Here is an 18,536-nt window from a genome sequence, read left to right on the forward strand (position 1 = left end):
TTGAATAACAGAGTAACTAAGTGTGATGATAATAAGCTATTTTATCAAGCAACAAATAAGTAGGGTGAGGTTTTAGCATGAGTATAGCGATATGAGCGTAGCATCTTTTCGTTGGCAGCAGGTGTATTCGACCACTGATTTTGTTGAAGCGCATTTGCTCAAAGGGATGTTAGAGCAAGCGAATATTCAAGTGCGCCTACAAGGTGAACATTTATCTGGCGCTATGGGGGAGATCCCCTTAGAGCAGGCTGCAATCAAGCTGCTTGTTTATGCAATAAAGTTACCCGAGGCTGAGAAATTATTGGTAAACTATAACAAATTACGTCGTCACAGTGCTGTGAAACAGGCCGACTGGCAGTGTCATCATTGTACTGAAATAAATGGACCGGCATTTGAATACTGCTGGCAATGTGGAAGTAAGCATGAGTAAAGCAAATAACTTTCAACGTATTAGAGAGTTAAATTATCTTCAAAAAGCAGTGTTAGGCGCTGCAATTATTGAGCGAATGTTGCCTAATTACTCGCTTTTTAGCGAAGCAACAGGCTTTGGCGATGAGCAAGTCTTACGAAATACGCTGAATTTGATCTGGGAAAAAATTCTGATCCCAAAAAGTAAAATCAGTTTGGAGAAGCTAGTCGAAAAGGTTGAGCCAAATGTACCTGAGCTGAGCGACTTTGATATGTTTGGTACCTATCCCGCGATTGATGTTGCGACAGCGCTGCTTGGCATGTTGCAAGGCTTAATGGCTAAAGATGAACACGAGTTTGTTAGTGTCGCTAAAATCTCACAAGCCACAGTAGCAAAATATATAGAGTTTATGTTGATGGCTGAGGATGTATTACCGACAAATGAATTGATACGCGAACATCCACAAATGCAATACGAAATTGAAATACTGGCAGAGCTTATTGAGCATGTAGAGAAAATGGGGCGAATTAGCAGCGATTCAGTGAAGTCATTGAAGGAATTAGCTCTTGCTGACGGACAAACTAATATAGGTTTGGAACTTGAGTAACTGATTTCGTATAATCAGCGATTGCAGTAAAGAGTTTGGAGAAAGTAACTTGCGTATTTTAGGTATAGAGTCCTCGTGTGATGAGACTGGTATTGCTATCTATGATGATGAGCAAGGGCTATTAGCACATCAATTATATTCTCAGGTGAAGGTGCATGCAGATTATGGTGGGGTGGTACCAGAGCTTGCTTCTCGCGATCACGTGCGCAAGACTATCCCGCTTATTGAAGCTGCTTTTGCAGAGGCAGGTTGTGGCCCTGAAGATCTAGATGGGATTGCTTATACCGCAGGTCCTGGTTTAGTCGGGGCATTGCTGGTGGGTACTTCAATCGGTCGCTCGTTAGCGTTTGGTTGGGGAGTACCAGCTGTTGCTGTTCATCATATGGAAGGTCATTTGCTGGCACCTATGCTTGAAGATGATAAGCCGGAGTTTCCGTTTGTTGCGCTACTTGTATCTGGTGGTCACACGATGATGGTTAAGGTGTCTGGTATTGGTGAATATGAAGTGCTTGGTGAGTCAGTGGATGATGCTGCTGGCGAAGCATTTGATAAAACAGCCAAATTACTGGGTCTTGATTATCCGGGGGGGCCACAGCTTGCTAAAATGGCGACGCAAGGTCAGCCGGGACGTTTTACCTTTCCAAAACCGATGACCGATAGACCCGGATTAGATTTTAGTTTTAGTGGCTTAAAAACAGCGGCTGCAAATACCATCCGTAACGAAGGAGATGATGAGCAAACCAAAGCGGATATTGCTCATGCCTTTCAGACCGCTGTGGTCGAGACGCTAGCGATAAAATGTAAGCGTGCTTTAAAAGAAACGGGCATTAAAAGCCTTGTGATTGCTGGTGGTGTTAGTGCTAACACCGAACTAAGACAAAAGCTTGAACGTATGATGCAGGGGATGAAAGGTCGTGTGTATTATCCTCGAACTGAGTTTTGCACAGACAACGGAGCTATGATTGCTTATGCTGGTATGCAGCGCTTAAAGGCCGGGCAGTATGCGCCGCTTGATATGAAAACTAAGCCACGTTGGCCTTTAGATAGCCTTGAAAAAGTATAGGCTATCTTACGTTAATCTTTAGACTTTTTACCCACCTTTGGCTCCTTACCTGCAAGGAGCCTTTTGATATTAGCTCGGTGACGAAAGATAATGACGACGGTCAAAAAGCTCACCGGTAACGTATATAATGGTTTTATCCACCAAGTATAAAGTGGCGCAGCAGCGACCGCGACGATTGCTGCCAATGACGAGTAACGCGTTAGCGCCAGTACTACAAGCCAAGTACTTATCAACAATCCACCAAGTGATAAACCAATAGGTAAGAGCGCTCCAAACGCTGTTGCCACTGCTTTACCGCCATTAAAGTGAAAAAACACAGGGTAAATGTGTCCAAGGCATGCACTCACCGCAATAGCGCCTAACCAAAGAGGCTCTATATTTAAGAAATAGGCACCCCATACTGGAATGGTGCCCTTTAAAATATCAAAGATAAGCACTAGCACAGCAGGGACCTTTCCTCCTAACCGCAATACATTGGTCGCACCTGGATTGTTGGAGCCACTAAAGCGCGGATCTGGAAGCTTGAACAGTCGACACACCAGAATTGCGGAGGAAATCGATCCTAATAAATAAGCACATACGCACATTAAACTGATTAACACTGTCTTCCTTATTTTTTATTGCGTTGTTTTGGGCTATGATCGGCGGTCTTAAGTCCTGCAATTTAGCGCACTTGCGCTTTATTTAATGCGGGAAGATAAAAGCGATAAACATGTTTGGAGTTTACATGGATAAAGTCTATATCTCACAGCTACACGTCGAAGCCATAATAGGAGTGTACGACTTTGAAAAAGAAAGTAAACAAAGCCTTTACTTTGATGTTGAGATGTTGACCGATATTAGCGCCGCAGCGCGCCTCGACGACATTAATTTGGCCGTGGATTATGCCAAAGTCAGTGAACGTATTATCGCGCATACTCAAGCCAAGCCAGTAGAATTACTCGAAACTTTAGTCGAGCAGCTAGCGGCAATGATTTTAAATGAATTTAATGTACAGCAAGTACTTATAAAAGTAAGCAAACCCGCAGCCGTGGCGCAAGCACAAACGGTGGGTGTAGAAATTGTGCGTAAGAAGTAGCATTATCATGGCACAAATTTTTATCAGCCTTGGCTCCAATATTGAGAAAGAAAAAAACTTACTAAGTGGTTTACAAACACTCATAAAGCATTTTCCAAATTACCGACATTCAAGTGTATTTGAGAGTGAGGCTGTCGGTTTTACCGGTAGTAATTTTTATAACTCAGTATTTGCTGCACACACGCCAATGTCTTTAAATGAGGTTTATACGCGACTTAAGTCGATAGAGTACGATCATGGTCGTCGCTGTAACGAAAAAAAGTTTAGCCCGCGTACCTTAGATCTCGATATTCTTTTTTATGATCACCTTATTTGTTCATCACCAGCTCAGCTGCCAAGGGATGAAATAACCAAAAATGCTTTTGTGCTTCAGCCATTAGCTGAACTTGCCGCTGATTTTATTCACCCTGTTGAGGGGAAATCAATCGCTCAGTTGTGGCAGGAATATCACAACCCAAGTCAAAAATTATGGAAAGTGGAGTTTCCCAAGTTATGAGTTTTATCGAGATTGTTGTCCTTGCAATCATTCAGGGTCTCACTGAGTTTTTACCTATTTCTAGTTCAGCACACTTATTACTGCCTTCACAGGTACTCGGATGGCAAGATCAGGGGCTGGCTTTTGATGTTGCTGTTCATGTAGGAACCTTGCTTGCCGTCGTTATTTATTTTCGGCACGACATAGTAAGCTTATTATCTGGCTGGTTTAAATCGTTTTCAGGTCAGCATTCAAAAGAGAGCCGCCTGACATGGTGTATTGTTGTTGCGACAATTCCATTTGTATTACTGGCGCCTCTATTAAAAGATATTGTCGAAATCTACTTACGCAGTGCGTGGGTTATTGCAATCTCTACTATCGTTTTTGGTTTATTGCTGTGGTATGCCGATGTGAAAGCAAAACAGATCAAAGACGAGTATGCGCTAAATTGGAAAAGCGCATTGATACTTGGACTGGCGCAAATTACTGCGGTTATTCCTGGAACATCGCGATCTGGGATCACAATTACAGCCGGATTATTGCTAGGGCTTGATAAGAAAAGTGCCGCAAGATTTTCGTTTTTGATGTCTATTCCTGTGATTTCGATGATGGGGCTTTACTATAGTTTAGAATTGGCAATGGGCGATGAAGTGGTTGATTGGAATGCCCTGCTAAGTGGCGCGGTATTGTCGTTTGTTTCAGCTTATGCGTGTATATTCTTCTTTCTAAAAATTATCGAACGTATGGGTATGATGCCATTTGTTATATATCGTTTATTACTTGGAATAGGGCTAATCGCTTTCTTAAGTTTTAGCTAATCTTTCTAGTCCGGTTAGGTAAAAGCCAGTTTGTGGAGTCAAGCTGGCTTTTTCATTTATACAATGATTAAGCAATTTGTTTTTCTGCAAGGCTCAATTCCATGGTTGCTTTGAGTAGGCGATACAGGTTGATAGAGGCATCAATTTCTTCTTTACGGTTCGTTAAACTCTCAATATTCAAACCAAGAGAAATATCTAAGTGTGAACAACTTTTTAAGATTTGATCCAGATTTTCTCTACAAATTCTAATGGACTCGCTCAGTGTATTTTCTGCATCTAACATACGCCACTTAGTCGCCTCCGGCACGGATATACCCAGCCACTGCATAAACTGCAAAGTCTTCTCTCCACCACATGGAGTAAAAGTTAAAATAATACGTTTTGGTGTCGTGCCCTGTTGCTTGCAAGTACGAGCATAGCTTGTGAGCAGATCTATGGTTGCTTGGGCATCATAAACAGCTTGAGAGACAAAAAACTGGCAGCCTTGGACTGTTTTATCAATCAATCTTTCGTGCTCATTACGCTTACTAGCATGACGCTCCGCGATGGTTACACCACCTAAGAAAAACTCCTCTTGATGGTGCTTTAACACCTGATAGGCTTCTGATAATGGTAGCTTAATATCGCCTGTTGAAGAAGGGCTTCCAACTAACACCAGATTGTCCAATCCATATTGTTGTTTAGTGCTGCTAAGCCAATTGCTAAATGCTTCACCGTCACGCTGTGCTACGCTTTTATAGGTAATAACATCAAGGTGTGATAATTCACGGATCAACTGACTATACTCACAAGGGTCAACGGTGTGCTTGAATGGGAATGGGCGCGGTACCTGAGTGCGGCTGCTTTCATCTTGAATATCGTAAATTATCACACCATCGTATTCGATTTCATGTAAACGTCCTAGCAACTTAGCTGCGATTGCTTTGAGCTGCTCGGGTGTGGTGCCTATCTTTGGTGGTGTGGTACCAATTAAATATACCCCTTGGTTAGGGTCAATGATTTTCTCTTGAAGCGTTAAAGCCATAATCTGCGTCCACAAAAGCATTTCAGTATCTCTTTACTAATATAGCAGCCATTTAGACGTCTAGATAGATTTTTTTAATGAAAGAATTTCAATAATTATGAATTTCTCTCAAGTGCCAAAGGTAAAATGTCATAATTGTTTACATATTAAGAGGGTAAATCATCTCGTAAATTAGCGAATGAGTATTGCTTTGGGGCATAATCAAGAAGTTTGCTGAAGTAAGTGATCACTACTTATTTAGAATAAAAATATGATTAGGAACCAATCCATGAAATTCAAATTACTAGCAACTAGTTTTGCCGTGAGCCTAGCGCTTAGTGGTTGTGCAATGACTAATGCCGATAGTACACAGAATGCAGCTGCTGGTGCTCAAGCCGCTCAGTCAAATAAAGTATTTGCCCAAGATTACGTACTCGAAGAGTTAGAAAACGGTCTTCGTGTCATGGTAGTAAAAACCAATTACCCTGATGTAGTATCACTACAAATTCCAGTATCAGTTGGCTCTCGCAATGAAGTTGAAGCCGGAAAAACAGGCTTTGCTCATTTCTTTGAACACATGATGTTTAAAGGCTCAGAAAAATATCCTCAAGATGTGTACTCAGATATTTTGAAAAATTCAGGTGTTGATAATCGCGCTTATACAACCAATGATTTTACCAACTATCATTTAAACTTCTCTAAACAGCACTTAGATAAAGTGTTGGAAATTGAAGCTGATATTTTCCAAAACCTAACGTACAGTGAAGAGCAGTTCCGTACCGAGGCGCTCACTGTCAAAGGAGAGTACCTTAAAAACAACGCAAGTCCTGTGCGTAAGTTACTTTCTGCGGTAAGAAAAGAAGCATTCGACAAACATACTTATAAGCATACCACGATGGGCTTTTTTGAAGACATTGAGGCAATGCCTGATCAAATGGCCTATGGTAAAACATTCTTTGAGCGCTTCTATAAGCCTGAATATGTATCACTGGTGATCGTGGGCGATGTTGACCCTAAAGCAACCATAGCGATGGTGAAGAAGCATTGGGGCAATTGGAAAAGAGGTGATTACCAAGCTGATATTCCAGTTGAGCCAAAGCAAGAGCAAGCACGTTATGTGCACGAGAAATATGACGGCTTGCCAGGGCACTGGTTGCTTGTTTCTTATAAAGGAGCTGCATGGGAGCCGAAGAAAAAAGATCGTGCAGCACTTGATCTGATCTCGCAGCTTTATTTCTCTAGTAACTCTGAGTTATACCAAGAGTTGGTAGTAGACAAGCAGCTGGCAAGTCAAATGTTTACCTACAACCCTGAGACTAAAGATCCAGGGCTTTTGCATGTATTTGTTAAAGTGGAAAACGAAAAAGATTTAGCGACAGTACGTGATGCGATTAACAACACATATGCAAAAGCTCGCACAGAATTAGTCGACGAAAATAAGCTGGCAGCGCTTAAATCTAACTCAAAGTATAGCTTTATTAACGGCCTTGACTCATCGCAAGCAATTGCTTCTACACTTGCACGTTATGTGCATTTTGAGCGAGATCCTGAGGTTATCAATGAGCTGTATGCGACAGCTGACCAAGTAACTGCAAAAGATATACGTGATATTGCCAATAAATACTTTGTCGATAGTAGCCGTACTACGGTGACTATGTCGGCGCTTGAGTCCGTATTAGGCTTTGATAAAGAAGTCGAACTAGACAAGTTAGTTGCAAAAATGGACAAGCCTGCAACACGTTATTTTAATGTACTAGATAAAACCAATAACTCTCCACTGGTGGATGTAAACTTCCTGTTTTATACCGGTGCTGCCGCTGATCCTGAAGGCAAAAAAGGGCTTGCTGCGTTGACGGCTGCAATGATAGCCAAAGGTGGTAGTGAGTCACAATCTTACAAAGAGATTCAAAAAGCGCTTTATCCAATTGCGGGCAGTTTTGGCTATCAAATTGATAAAGAAATGATTTCTCTACGAGGCCGTATTCACAAAGACAATGCAGAGCAGTGGTATGGCATTGTGAGTCAGCAGTTGCTGGCACCAGGCTTTAGAGAGGACGACTTTAATCGACTGAAAAAAGAGCTTATCGATAGCATCAAAGCTGGCCTAAAAGCGTCGAATGACGAAGAGTTAGGTAAAGAAGTGCTATATCATGAGTTGTATCAAGGTCACCCATACGAAAGCTACAATTTTGGTGATTTATCTGACCTAGAAGCGATTACATTGGATGATGTGAAAGCGTTTTATGCTCAGCAGTTTACCCAAGCAAAACTTAACGTGGGTATTACAGGTGCGCTTGATAAACAGCTAAAAGAAGAAATGTTCAGTGATCTTGCGACACTGCCAAAAGGCCAAGAAGCACGTTTACAAGTGCCTGATGCGCCAACATTGTTAGGGCGTCATGCGACGATTGTAGAGAAAAATGCCAAGTCGACAGCAGTCTCTTTTGGTTTCCCAATTGACACTATTCGTAGCAACAAAGACTGGGCTGCACTTTGGTTGGTGCGCTCATACTTTGGTGAGCACCGCAGCGCTAACAGTCACTTGTACCAACGCATTCGTCAAGTTCGTGGCATGAACTATGGCGATTATGCGTATATTGAATACTTCCCTCGCGGGATGTTCCAAACCAAGCCTGACGCAAACTTAGGCCGTAGTGAGCAGATCTTCCAAGTATGGTTACGCCCACTGCGCTCTAATAATGACGCACACTTTGCAACACGTACTGCCTTATTTGAGTTAGATAAGCTGATCAAAGAGGGGATGAGCAAAGCCGATTTTGAGGCGACACGTAACTTCTTAATTAACTTTGTGCCGCAAATGGTGGCGAGCCAAGATAGGCAGCTAGGCTATGCGTTAGATAGTCAATTTTACAATACCGATGAATTTGTGAAGTATGTGACTGAGCAATTGCAGTCTCTATCTGTTGATGACATCAACCGTGTTATCAAAGAGAATTTGCAGACCGACAATATTCACTATGTATTTATCACGGGTGACGCTAAAGACATGGCAAAACGTTTAAGTGATAAGCAGTCATCACCTATGACCTATAACACGAAAAAGCCAGAAGCACTGTTGGCAGAAGATGCTGAAATTGCCACGTATCCACTGAATATTCCAAGTCAGAATATTAAAACGCTAGATGTAGAAAAAGTGTTTAAATAATCAGTGCACTGAGTAATGAAAATGGCGGCTAAGTTTTTAGCCGCCATTTTTTGTGTCAAAGTCACGGATAATTTTAGGTAATGGTGTTGAACCACTCTATCGCTGCGGTTACCCAAATTAGAAATGCAATTAGTAATGTTAGTGTCACGGCAGCTGAAGCCATATCTTTTGCACGACCAGATAATAAGTGATGTTCGGTACTCACTCTGTCTGTAAGTGCTTCAATTGCTGAGTTGATAAGTTCAATCACTAATATTAACAGCACACTACCGACTAACAGTGCCCATTGAGCAATGCTTTGCGCTAGCACAATGGATAAAGGAATACTCACTATTAGCAACCAAGTTTCTTGTCTAAATGCAGACTCTTCTTTGTACGCCGCTTTCATCCCTTTCACTGAGCAATGGGTTGCTTTGATAAGTCGGGCAAGCCCTGTGCCATTTGGTTTGTTGCTATCCGTGGTCTTGATCTTTATCGACATATTCTCGATCCTGCGTTGGTAGTATGCAATGGGGCGTATTATACGAAGAACTGTCTAGCTCGACAGTACTAAATTGTAAGAATCTATGGTCTACTTGGTATATCTAAACCGCATTTAAATATGTTGGTTATTAGATATAACCAAGTGTTTGAAGCCTGATTTTTTATAATACATGACACTGAATCAATCTAAGCGTTACACTATATTAAGCATCAGTATTATCGGAAGTACATTACATGAGACATGAGATCTGGAACAAGTTACGCGAAGAAGCCAATGAGCTAGTTGCGCGAGAGCCATTACTGGCAAGTCACGTATACTCGAGTATTTTAAACCATGAGTGTCTTGGCGCAGCGTTAAGTTTTATTGTTGCAAATAAACTTGCCGATGCCGTCGTATCTGCGTTTACTATCCGAGAGTTGTTCGATCAGGCCTTTGTACACTGCGATACCATGTTGACTCATGTTGCGCATGACATAAAAGCAGTTAAAGATCGTGACCCCGCTGCCGATAGTTATCTCAACGTAATTTTAAATTTGAAAGGTTTTCATGCAATCCAAGCACATCGACTTGCATACTGCCTCTGGCGTCAAGACAGAAAAGAACTTGCTCGTTTTATCCAAAGCAGAACTTCTGAAGTATTCGGTGTTGACATCCATCCTGCTTGTAAAGTCGGTCATGGTATTATGTTTGACCATGCGACTGGTATAGTTATTGGTGAAACTGCGGTTATTGAAGATAATGTGTCTATTCTTCAATCTGTAACCTTAGGGGGAACGGGGAACGAACAAGGTGATCGTCACCCTAAAATCCGTGCAGGTGTACTGATTGGTGCAGGTGCCAAAGTGCTTGGCAATATCGAAGTGGGAGAGGGAGCCCGCATTGGCGCAGGCTCTGTAGTATTAAGTCCGGTAGCACCACATACGACGGTGGTGGGTATTCCTGCTAAGGTTGTTGGCAAGCCCTCTTGCCCATGTCCTGCTGAAAGTATGAATCAAAATTTCCTTGAAGATGAAGACCGACTCGAAAATGAGTCAATCACCTCAGCAATGTTGTAAGGTTATCACACGATAAGATGGGGAGTTATTTCCCCATCTTGCTATCTGCTTATTGAATTTTCTTTACCAGCGATATCACTTCACCATCTGCCAACTGAGTTGTAATTGGCTTATCAGGGTCGACATCTTTTACTGATTTTATGACAGTATCGGCTTGTTTAGCGATGCTGTAACCTCGAGCGAGAACGGCCAATGGGCTGACGCTATCAAGCTTGGCGCTACTAACGGCAAGTCGATGCCTTTGCAGGTTAAGCTTTTGCTCCATAGCGGAATAAAGCTTGTCACTCAGCGAATCCACCATTTGTTTGTAGTGAGTAATTTTTTGTTCCGGATGTAACCTATCGAAATGGTGCTGGAGTAAATGATACTGGGATTGTTTTTGGCGCAGCAGGTGACTTTGCGCACGGGTCAACCGCTGCTCTAATTCATCAATACGCTGCGCTTGCTGCATCAGCTGGTTTTTGGGGTGCTGCAATTGTAGTCGCGCTTCGAAGTTTGCTAATCGCTGTGATGCTTGCTCAAGTCGGCGATCAAAGGCTTGCTGTAAGTATTGTAGTAGCTGTAGAGCACGCTGCTTAAGTGCTTCTGAGTCAGGGCTTACTAGTTCAGCAGCTGCAGAGGGGGTCGGAGCCCTTACATCCGCAACATAGTCGCTAATTGTCGTATCGATTTCATGGCCTACCGCACTGATTATGGGGAGCGAGCTGGCAAAAATAGCTTGTGCGACGGATTCCTCGTTAAAGCTCCACAAGTCTTCCAATGAGCCGCCACCACGGCCAACTATCAAGACATCGACTTCGCGCCTTGCATTGGCTTGCGCAATTTGTTTGCAAATTTGTTGCTTGGCTTCCTCGCCTTGTACAAGTGCTGGGTAGATGACAACTTGTAATTGTGGCGCTCTGCGTTTTAGTACCGTTAAAATATCTTTAATGGCCGCGCCCGTGGCAGAGGTGATGACACCTACGCGATTGATAATATTGGGTAGTGGCTTTTTGTGACTGGCTGAAAATAGTCCCTGTGCAGCAAGCTGCATTTTAAGTGCATCAAACTGCTGTTTTAACAGTCCTTCACCAGCAGGCGCGAGCTGTTCAACAATTAATTGGTAATCACCTCGAGGCTCATAGACGGAGACTCTTGCTTGCACGACTACTTGCTGACCGTTGCTTGGGCGGTGGTTACAATAGCGATTATTCCCTCTCCACATGGCCGCTTTTATCTGTGCTTTTTCATCTTTCAGAGAAAAATACCAATGCCCTGAGGCCGGAGCAACAAAGTTTGAAATTTCTCCGGTGAGTTGTACAGAGGCAAAACCTTGCTCTAAGAGTGAGCGTATTTCTCTGTTAAGTCTTGATACAGAATAGGTTTTATTATTATTGGTGTATCCCATGTTGGCCTCCATAAAAAATTCACAGTTACTTTATCATATTTTTTGCTAAATTTTATTTACTCGCATAAGGAACGCTGATAAAATTCGCACGCAATTCCTTATACTCAGTTCACTTGAGAGAAGCCGCGAACATGCTAAGAATTGCAAAAGAAGCCCTTACCTTTGACGACGTACTTTTAGTACCAGCTCATTCAACTGTTCTTCCTCACACAGCAAACCTGAAAACGCGTTTGACTCGTGGGATTGAATTAAATCTACCGCTTGTTTCCGCTTCAATGGATACGGTGACAGAAGCACGCTTAGCGATCGCTCTGGCACAAGAAGGTGGTATTGGTTTTATCCACAAAAACATGACTATCGAAGAGCAAGCTCGTAACGTACGTAAAGTAAAAACGTATGAAGCGGGTATTATCTCTTTCCCTGTGACAGTGACTTCTGATCTTACAATTGCAGAAGCAATGGAGCTTGCTCAGGATAAAGGATTCTCAGGTTTCCCTGTCGTTGGTGCCAACAATCAACTTGAGGGCATCGTGACGAGTCGTGATATGCGTTTTGAAACTAAACTTGAAAAAGCGGTTTCAACGGTCATGACGAAAAAAGATGACTTAGTTACGGTAAAAGAAGGGGCATCTCGCGAAGAGATCCTTGGTCTAATGCACGAACACCGTATCGAAAAGATCCTTGTGGTTGATGACGCATTTGCACTAAAAGGCATGATCACTGTTAAAGATTACCAAAAAGCGCAAGAGAAACCAAACGCGTGTAAAGATGAGCAAGGTCGTCTTCGCGTGGGGGCTGCGGTTGGTGTTGGCGCTGGTACTGACGAGCGTATCGCAGCTTTGGTTGAAGCGGGTGTTGATGTACTACTAATCGATACTTCTCACGGCCATTCTCAAGGTGTAATTGACCGTGTTAAAGCAACCCGTGAAGCTTACCCTGAGCTACAAATCGTTGCAGGTAACGTAGCAACAGCGGAAGGTGCAATAGCGCTTGCTGATGCTGGTGCTGACGCTGTCAAAGTGGGTATTGGTCCGGGCTCAATCTGTACCACGCGCATTGTGACTGGTTGTGGTGTGCCGCAAATTACTGCTATCTCTGATGCTGTTGAAGGCTTAAAAGGCCGTGACATTCCTGTTATTGCTGATGGTGGTATCCGTTTCTCTGGTGACATCGTAAAAGCGCTAGTTGCTGGTGCTGCATGTGTAATGGTGGGTTCAATGCTAGCGGGTACAGAAGAATCTCCTGGCGAAGTTGAACTATACCAAGGCCGTTACTACAAGTCTTACCGCGGTATGGGTAGCTTGGGTGCGATGAACCAAAAAGAAGGGTCTTCTGACCGTTACTTCCAAAAATCAAATGAAGCAGACAAACTGGTACCAGAAGGTATCGAAGGTCGTGTTGCTTACAAAGGACCAATCGCAACGATTATCCATCAGCAAATCGGCGGTATTCGCAGTGCAATGGGTCTAACAGGTTGTGCAACCATCACTGAATTAAATACTAAGCCGCAGTTTGTACGTGTTACTTCTGCGGGTATGGGTGAATCTCACGTACATGACGTGCAGATCACCAAAGAGGCACCTAACTACCGTATGGGTTAAGCCTTAAGGCGTGTTTCTGGGCTAGCAAGTTGCTAGCCCTTATTACTTTTGATAGAGACGCAATGCGGCTTTATCCTGTTTAGTTCCTAACTAACGAGATTATCAATGAGCAAAGATATCCACGATTCCCGAATTTTGATCTTAGACTTTGGTTCACAATACACTCAGTTAATCGCACGTCGTGTACGTGAAATTGGTGTTTACTGTGAGCTATGGGCTTGGGATGTGACAGAAGAGCAGATCCGTGAGTTCAACCCGCAAGGTATCATTCTTTCAGGCGGCCCAGAGTCAACGACACTAGAAGGTAGCCCGAAAGCACCAGATTACGTATTCGAGGCGGGCGTGCCAGTACTGGGTATCTGTTATGGTATGCAGACCATGGCAATGCAGCTTGGTGGTCAAGTACATAGCTCAGATAAAAAAGAATTCGGCTACGCAAAAGTAGAGAAAGTGGGTGACTGTAAGCTATTTGAAGCGATTGAAGATCATATCGAAGATGGTGCAGGTTATCTAGACGTGTGGATGAGCCACGGCGATAAGGTTGCTAAAATCCCAGATACATTCAAAACTTCAGCGAGAACGGATACTTGCCCACATGCGGCAATGTCTTGGGAAGAAAAGCGTTTTTACGGTGTACAGTTCCACCCTGAGGTGACACATACTCAGCAAGGTCTGCGTTTACTTGAGCGTTTTGCAATTGATATCTGTGGTTGTGAAAAGTTATGGACTCCTGAGCAAATCATTGAAGATGCAATTGAGCGTATCAAAGAGAAAGTAGGGGATGACGAAGTTATCCTCGGTCTATCTGGTGGTGTTGATTCATCAGTGGTTGCGATGCTTATTCACCGTGCAATTGGCGACAAGCTAACCTGTGTATTTGTTGATAATGGCCTACTGCGTTTGAATGAAGGCCAGCAAGTAATGGATATGTTCGGTGATAAGTTTGGTCTGAACATCATCAAGGTCGAAGCTGAAGAGCGTTTCCTTAACGCGCTTAACGGTTTAAATGACCCAGAAGACAAACGTAAAGCAATTGGCCACACTTTTATTGAAGTATTCGATGAGCAAGCCAGTCAGCGCGTAAACGCGAAATGGTTAGCACAAGGTACGATTTACCCTGATGTTATCGAATCGGCAGCATCTAAAACAGGTAAAGCGCATGTGATCAAATCTCACCACAATGTCGGTGGGTTACCTGAAGATATGGAGCTTGGTCTGGTTGAGCCACTGCGTGAACTATTTAAAGATGAAGTTCGCAAGATTGGCCTAGAGCTTGGTCTACCGTATGACATGCTTTATCGTCACCCGTTCCCAGGTCCAGGTCTTGGTGTTCGTGTACTTGGCGAAATCAAGAAAGAATACTGCGACTTACTGCGCCGTGCTGACGCTATCTTCATTGAAGAGCTACATAAAGCAGATCTATATCACAAAGTGTCTCAAGCATTCGCCGTATTCCTACCGGTACGCTCTGTTGGCGTGATGGGTGATGCACGTAAATACGACTGGGTGATCTCACTACGTTGTGTTGAAACTATCGACTTTATGACAGCACGTTGGTCGCATTTACCATACGAGCTACTAGGCCACGTTTCAAACCGTATCATTAACGAAATTGATGGTATTTCTCGCGTGGTTTACGATGTTTCTGGTAAGCCGCCAGCGACAATCGAGTGGGAATAATGTTTCCACAATGAGCTAACACTTAGCCAAAGGAAAGGGCGAATATGGTAAATATTCGCCCTTTTGCTTATTTTAGAAGCAGTTGAACCAAAAAAGTGGTTTTTTCACTTTACCTTTTTAAAAAGCTCATTATAATGCGTCGACATTGCAGGGGCGTAGTTCCAATTGGTAGAACAGCGGTCTCCAAAACCGATGGTTGCGGGTTCGAGTCCTGCCGCCCCTGCCACTTCTTATTTTGCACTTCGTACACTTTCAAAGTAAACTCCATTTAAAAAGTAAACTGCACAGCAATGAATCCAATTTACGCAGATATTCTCGATATAGTACCACTTAAGTTAAATCCAGTATTTGCCCATTTAGACGCTAAACAGTCTGAACTAAATACCTCTTTAGGTGTAGAGCAGCTCAAAATCCCAGCAAGGCTTTTGCAAGATATTGAAATTGCTGTTGGTGCTACGGTGGAAGTGGTTGTGGGAGAGGATATTCAGTTTACTGAAGGGTGTCTGAGCCTGCCAAGCACGCAGCTTAGTAGTGCACAAAAGCGTGTATTGTGGCAATTAATTTGGAACCAACAGAATGCAAATTGAGCAAGGTGGGTTATTACAGTTTCCGCTTGAGAAAATCATGCAGGTTGAGCGCGCCTGTCACGCGTTTCCTTGGACTGAAAAGACGATGCAGTCTTGTCTTCATGGTCGTTACTTTAATGCTTGCCTTGCTGATGAACAAACATTGATTGGTTTTTATATTGCTGAACGAGCAGGGCCAGATCTCACTTTAATGGACATTTGTATTCATCCCGAGCATCAAGGTCGTGGTTATGCGAAATTATTGATGGAAGCGCTATTAGCGCGAGCTGACGCATTACAAGCCGAAAATATCTTTCTTGAGGTGAGGGCATCGAATGTTGCTGCGATTTCTCTATATCAACACTTTGGCTTTGTTGAGATGGGGTTGAGAAAGCACTACTACCCAAGTACAGATGGTCGTGAGGATGCTGTATTAATGGCGTTACCAATGCTAACCCTTTAACCGTTACTGGTGGCTTTATCCATTAGCAATGTATAACGTATGGCTTCCGTTAGCTTGAGCAAGTAATAGTGATGATCACCACTTTTAACATTTTTTAGGCTGCTTTCAAGCTCTCCTGCCGCCTCATGAATATTCATAAAACCAAAACAGCCCGCACTGCCCTTAATACTATGAGCTAAGGCTCTTAACGATTCCCATTCATGCTCATCGTAGAGCGCTTGCAGCTCTGTAAGCTGTGCAGGGAGCTTTTCTACATAGTTACGACTGATCTGTAAAAACTTTTCTGTTTGTAGTAACGCATCCCAAGAAGAGGCTTTATCATTTTGAATTTCTAGGTACTGGATTAATAATTTACCTAGCTGATCTTTATCTATTGGTTTACCAAGGGTAGCATCACACCCTGCCTCAACGTGATTATCAATATCATGCTTCATGACGTTAGCCGTTAAGGCGATGATTGGGCCATCATAGGCGGCATGTCGGAGCATCTGTGTAGCTTCTTCTCCTCCCATTACAGGCATTTGCATGTCCATTAAAATAAGTTGGTAGTCCTCCACAAGCGCCATTTCTACCGCTTCAGCTCCATTACTGGCGATATCAGGGATGATCCCCCAATTCGACAGGAGTAGGGTAATTAACTCTTGATTATCAGGGTTATCCTCTGCAACTAAGACTTTTGCATCGATTTCTTTTACCGCAGCCACTTGGGTCTTATCTAGCTCTTGTGGTTGAGTGCGTTCAAGCGCATCAAGCCAATCATAGCTTCTACCATGAAAGTTGCCGGCTACTTCTATAGCAAACAAGCTACCACTACCTTGTTGACTACGTACACGGACATCACCACCGAGCAATTGCGCTAAGTTTTTAGAGATACAAAGCCCAAGACCGGTGCCACCAAAGCGCCGGGTTGTAGTGGTATCTGCTTGTTCAAAGGGCTTAAAAGCGCGTTCTAGTTCACTACGGGACATGCCAATCCCAGTATCTCTAATACTGAAAATAAACTTTTCTGCTGTTGGCTCAAACTCAACTTTTAGATGCACGCCACCATACTCCGTAAACTTTACCGCATTAGTGGCAATATTTAATAAAATTTGTTTGAGGCGCGTGATATCAGTGTACAGCTTATCCGGAAGAGGCAGAGCAAACTCTGTTGAAAAGCTGAGTAATTTTTCATTTGTCATCGGTTCAATAATAGATTCAACATCACTGATAAGTGGCATCAGTTGCACTTCTGATTCCTCAACATCCAGTTTTTCAGCCTCTATTTTTGATAGGTCTAAAATGTTATTAATTAGCTCTAGTAAGTGTTTGGAGTTTCGTAATATGGTGTTGAGATGCTGCTTTGCTGTAGGAGAGTTCGGGTGTTGTATGAGTTGCTCGGTAAATCCCATGATGGCGGTCAATGGCGTGCGTATTTCATGACTCATATTAGCTAAAAATCGGCTTTTTAGCTGATTAGCTTGCTCGGCTTCAATAATGGCAGCTTCAAGTTTGCTGTTTGTTTTTTCTAGCTCCTTGGTACGGTTCTCAACTTTTTCCTCTAGGTGCTCTTTGTAGTCTTCTAATTCGCGCTGAAAGGTACGGATCTGATAAATCATGTGATTGAAGTCTTTAAACAAAATACCTACTTCATCAGAGTTGTGTTCTGGCAGCGCGACCATTAAATCACCATCACCAACTCGGTGACTGGCTTCACCAAGTAATTCAATAGGGTTGAGGAGTAAGTTGCGTACAACGATAAAAATTAATATTGGTAAAGTGACAACGGATAAGATGACGATAAGTGCAGTGATAAGGCTAATCGTTTTGCCAGAACGGTACAGTAAAGATTTGGGGATCGTAGAGATATAAAAGTAGCCGCCACTTAGCTGAGCGCTATAAGTCATTCGTTCAGAGTTATCGATGCTGCTGATTTGCATCGAGTCTAGCCGACCTAAATCTGCGATATTGCTGATTTCATTTATTTCTGTTGCGCTTAAATAGCTACCAATAAGGTGGGTGTCGGAGCTAAATAATATTTCACCGTCAATACCGACTAGTAAGTTTAAGGTATTATCATACGGCGCTTCAAGAATACTGGTGCTGAGTAAAGTGGGAGAAACTTGAACAACAATATAACCTTGTTGCCGCGGCTGTTTTAACTCGTAGTCAACACCATAAACTTGTTGGACAAAGTACAGTTGGGTACCAGCGCTTGAGGCCACCATAAATTGATGCTGGCGCAAGTTGCTTTGTAAGATTTGTTTTGCGAAAGGATAAGCATGAGGCGCTTCCCCCAAGTTGCTAGAATAAAACGCGGCACTTTGACCGCTGGGAGCCAACAAGTTTATGCTGATGATATCGGGATACGCTTCACTGTAACTGGCAAAAACATCCATCAATGCCCCCAAGCGTTTGGTTTTTTCCATCCTTTCAAGGTGGCTTGAATTTAAAAAGTCGCTGAGTACAGGAGAGGTTGAAAGCAGCTTGGTTGTAGATTGATAGATCTCAATATAATTGAACATCTTTTGTTGTTGTTGCTCGACGAAGCGACTAACGATAAGCTTTGCTTGTTGTTGCGTTGAACTGGTGACGTTTGTGAGAGTGAACCCACCAAGAAATAGCAAGGGTAAGATCACCAACGGGGTGATATACCAAAGGAGTCGAATACTTAACTTGCTTGTTTTCATGGATACTTAGCT

17 protein-coding genes and 1 tRNA gene are annotated in these 18,536 nt (G+C 43.0%); 13 read left to right on the top strand and 5 right to left on the bottom strand.

The window, feature by feature from the left end; genetic code table 11:
• The first annotated feature begins 91 nt into the window (after positions 1–91).
• The 3 genes from D9603_RS02975 to tsaD are packed head-to-tail and all read left to right on the top strand — an operon-like array spanning position 92 to position 2,079.
• A complete protein-coding gene (locus D9603_RS02975; protein ID WP_125253260.1) occupies positions 92–430 on the top strand; it encodes a DUF2007 domain-containing protein in 339 nt (112 codons plus the stop codon).
• Complete coding sequence (locus D9603_RS02980) at positions 423–1,016, top strand: YjaG family protein (protein ID WP_125253259.1); 594 nt, start codon at positions 423–425, stop codon at positions 1,014–1,016. The genes D9603_RS02975 and D9603_RS02980 overlap by 8 nt, the downstream gene beginning before the upstream one ends.
• Before the next feature lie 49 nt (positions 1,017–1,065).
• Positions 1,066–2,079 carry a tRNA (adenosine(37)-N6)-threonylcarbamoyltransferase complex transferase subunit TsaD gene (tsaD, locus tag D9603_RS02985; RefSeq protein ID WP_128730020.1) on the top strand — a complete coding sequence of 338 codons (1,014 nt, stop codon included), beginning with the start codon at positions 1,066–1,068 and terminating at the stop codon, positions 2,077–2,079.
• 11 nt (positions 2,080–2,090) lie between these two features.
• Here tsaD and plsY read toward each other — a convergent pair whose 3' ends face one another.
• A complete protein-coding gene (plsY, locus tag D9603_RS02990) occupies positions 2,091–2,681 on the bottom strand; it encodes a glycerol-3-phosphate 1-O-acyltransferase PlsY (RefSeq protein WP_125253257.1) in 591 nt (196 codons plus the stop codon).
• A 125-nt stretch (positions 2,682–2,806) separates the two neighbouring features.
• Here plsY and folB point away from each other — a divergent pair, with 125 nt between their 5' ends.
• The 3 genes from folB to D9603_RS03005 are packed head-to-tail and all read left to right on the top strand — an operon-like array spanning position 2,807 to position 4,450.
• The gene (folB, locus tag D9603_RS02995) at positions 2,807–3,157 is read left to right on the top strand and encodes a dihydroneopterin aldolase (RefSeq protein ID WP_128730021.1); all 351 of its coding nucleotides are present in this window, start codon (positions 2,807–2,809) and stop codon (positions 3,155–3,157) included.
• 7 nt (positions 3,158–3,164) lie between these two features.
• Positions 3,165–3,653, top strand: coding sequence for a 2-amino-4-hydroxy-6-hydroxymethyldihydropteridine diphosphokinase (folK, locus tag D9603_RS03000; protein ID WP_125253255.1), 489 nt, complete (start codon positions 3,165–3,167; stop codon positions 3,651–3,653).
• Positions 3,650–4,450, top strand: coding sequence for an undecaprenyl-diphosphate phosphatase (locus D9603_RS03005; RefSeq protein ID WP_128730023.1), 801 nt, complete (start codon positions 3,650–3,652; stop codon positions 4,448–4,450). Before folK ends, D9603_RS03005 begins: the two co-directional genes overlap by 4 nt.
• A 67-nt stretch (positions 4,451–4,517) precedes the next feature.
• Here the strand turns inward: D9603_RS03005 and D9603_RS03010 are convergent, their stop codons facing one another.
• Positions 4,518–5,474 (bottom strand): hypothetical protein, encoded by a 957-nt coding sequence (locus D9603_RS03010; protein ID WP_128730025.1) that lies wholly within the window; start codon positions 5,472–5,474, stop codon positions 4,518–4,520.
• Positions 5,475–5,742: 268 nt separating this feature from the next.
• On the opposite strand from D9603_RS03010, the gene D9603_RS03015 reads away from it, so the two are divergent.
• Positions 5,743–8,619, top strand: coding sequence for a pitrilysin family protein (locus tag D9603_RS03015; RefSeq protein ID WP_128730027.1), 2,877 nt, complete (start codon positions 5,743–5,745; stop codon positions 8,617–8,619).
• Positions 8,620–8,692: 73 nt separating this feature from the next.
• Here D9603_RS03015 and D9603_RS03020 read toward each other — a convergent pair whose 3' ends face one another.
• Positions 8,693–9,100 carry a diacylglycerol kinase gene (locus tag D9603_RS03020; protein ID WP_125253251.1) on the bottom strand — a complete coding sequence of 136 codons (408 nt, stop codon included), beginning with the start codon at positions 9,098–9,100 and terminating at the stop codon, positions 8,693–8,695.
• 236 nt (positions 9,101–9,336) lie between these two features.
• On the opposite strand from D9603_RS03020, the gene cysE reads away from it, so the two are divergent.
• Positions 9,337–10,158, top strand: a complete 822-nt coding sequence (gene cysE, locus D9603_RS03025) for a serine O-acetyltransferase (protein ID WP_125253250.1) — start codon at positions 9,337–9,339, stop codon at positions 10,156–10,158.
• 49 nt (positions 10,159–10,207) lie between these two features.
• Here the strand turns inward: cysE and xseA are convergent, their stop codons facing one another.
• Complete coding sequence (xseA, locus tag D9603_RS03030; RefSeq protein WP_128730028.1) at positions 10,208–11,545, bottom strand: exodeoxyribonuclease VII large subunit; 1,338 nt, start codon at positions 11,543–11,545, stop codon at positions 10,208–10,210.
• Between the two features lie 131 nt (positions 11,546–11,676).
• Between xseA and guaB the strand changes: the two genes are divergently transcribed.
• The 5 genes from guaB (at position 11,677) to rimI (ending at position 15,855) form a co-directional block, all read left to right on the top strand.
• Positions 11,677–13,146 carry an IMP dehydrogenase gene (gene guaB, locus D9603_RS03035; protein ID WP_125253248.1) on the top strand — a complete coding sequence of 490 codons (1,470 nt, stop codon included), beginning with the start codon at positions 11,677–11,679 and terminating at the stop codon, positions 13,144–13,146.
• A gap of 105 nt (positions 13,147–13,251) precedes the next feature.
• A complete protein-coding gene (gene guaA / locus D9603_RS03040) occupies positions 13,252–14,826 on the top strand; it encodes a glutamine-hydrolyzing GMP synthase (RefSeq protein ID WP_088529796.1) in 1,575 nt (524 codons plus the stop codon).
• A 149-nt stretch (positions 14,827–14,975) separates the two neighbouring features.
• Positions 14,976–15,052: transfer RNA gene (locus D9603_RS03045), tRNA-Trp, on the top strand.
• Positions 15,053–15,116: 64 nt separating this feature from the next.
• Positions 15,117–15,413: a hypothetical protein gene (locus D9603_RS03050; protein WP_128730029.1), complete on the top strand. Its 297-nt coding sequence runs from the start codon at positions 15,117–15,119 to the stop codon at positions 15,411–15,413.
• A complete protein-coding gene (gene rimI / locus D9603_RS03055) occupies positions 15,403–15,855 on the top strand; it encodes a ribosomal protein S18-alanine N-acetyltransferase (protein ID WP_128730030.1) in 453 nt (150 codons plus the stop codon). The genes D9603_RS03050 and rimI overlap by 11 nt, the downstream gene beginning before the upstream one ends.
• Here the strand turns inward: rimI and D9603_RS03060 are convergent.
• Positions 15,852–18,524 carry an ATP-binding protein gene (locus tag D9603_RS03060; protein ID WP_128730031.1) on the bottom strand — a complete coding sequence of 891 codons (2,673 nt, stop codon included), beginning with the start codon at positions 18,522–18,524 and terminating at the stop codon, positions 15,852–15,854. The two genes, rimI and D9603_RS03060, sit on opposite strands and share 4 nt — an antisense overlap.
• Positions 18,525–18,536: the final 12 nt, after the last annotated feature.

This window comes from Pseudoalteromonas sp. PS5 (genome assembly GCF_004103255.1).
Taxonomy (GTDB): Bacteria; Pseudomonadota; Gammaproteobacteria; order Enterobacterales; family Alteromonadaceae; genus Pseudoalteromonas; species Pseudoalteromonas peptidolytica.

What these genes read in the sequence shown, in the direction of transcription:
- D9603_RS03015 (WP_128730027.1), top strand. Translation starts at nt 5,743, where the DNA reads ATGAAATTCAAATTACTAGCAACTAGTTTTGCCGTGAGCCTAGCGCTT.
- rimI (WP_128730030.1), top strand. Translation starts at nt 15,403, where the DNA reads ATGCAAATTGAGCAAGGTGGGTTATTACAGTTTCCGCTTGAGAAAATC.
- D9603_RS03060 (WP_128730031.1), bottom strand. Translation starts at nt 18,524, where the DNA reads ATGAAAACAAGCAAGTTAAGTATTCGACTCCTTTGGTATATCACCCCG.
- D9603_RS03010 (WP_128730025.1), bottom strand. Translation starts at nt 5,474, where the DNA reads ATGGCTTTAACGCTTCAAGAGAAAATCATTGACCCTAACCAAGGGGTA.
- folB (WP_128730021.1), top strand. Translation starts at nt 2,807, where the DNA reads ATGGATAAAGTCTATATCTCACAGCTACACGTCGAAGCCATAATAGGA.
- cysE (WP_125253250.1), top strand. Translation starts at nt 9,337, where the DNA reads ATGAGACATGAGATCTGGAACAAGTTACGCGAAGAAGCCAATGAGCTA.
- D9603_RS03050 (WP_128730029.1), top strand. Translation starts at nt 15,117, where the DNA reads ATGAATCCAATTTACGCAGATATTCTCGATATAGTACCACTTAAGTTA.
- D9603_RS03020 (WP_125253251.1), bottom strand. Translation starts at nt 9,100, where the DNA reads ATGTCGATAAAGATCAAGACCACGGATAGCAACAAACCAAATGGCACA.
- D9603_RS02975 (WP_125253260.1), top strand. Translation starts at nt 92, where the DNA reads ATGAGCGTAGCATCTTTTCGTTGGCAGCAGGTGTATTCGACCACTGAT.
- guaB (WP_125253248.1), top strand. Translation starts at nt 11,677, where the DNA reads ATGCTAAGAATTGCAAAAGAAGCCCTTACCTTTGACGACGTACTTTTA.
- xseA (WP_128730028.1), bottom strand. Translation starts at nt 11,545, where the DNA reads ATGGGATACACCAATAATAATAAAACCTATTCTGTATCAAGACTTAAC.
- folK (WP_125253255.1), top strand. Translation starts at nt 3,165, where the DNA reads ATGGCACAAATTTTTATCAGCCTTGGCTCCAATATTGAGAAAGAAAAA.
- D9603_RS03005 (WP_128730023.1), top strand. Translation starts at nt 3,650, where the DNA reads ATGAGTTTTATCGAGATTGTTGTCCTTGCAATCATTCAGGGTCTCACT.
- D9603_RS02980 (WP_125253259.1), top strand. Translation starts at nt 423, where the DNA reads ATGAGTAAAGCAAATAACTTTCAACGTATTAGAGAGTTAAATTATCTT.
- guaA (WP_088529796.1), top strand. Translation starts at nt 13,252, where the DNA reads ATGAGCAAAGATATCCACGATTCCCGAATTTTGATCTTAGACTTTGGT.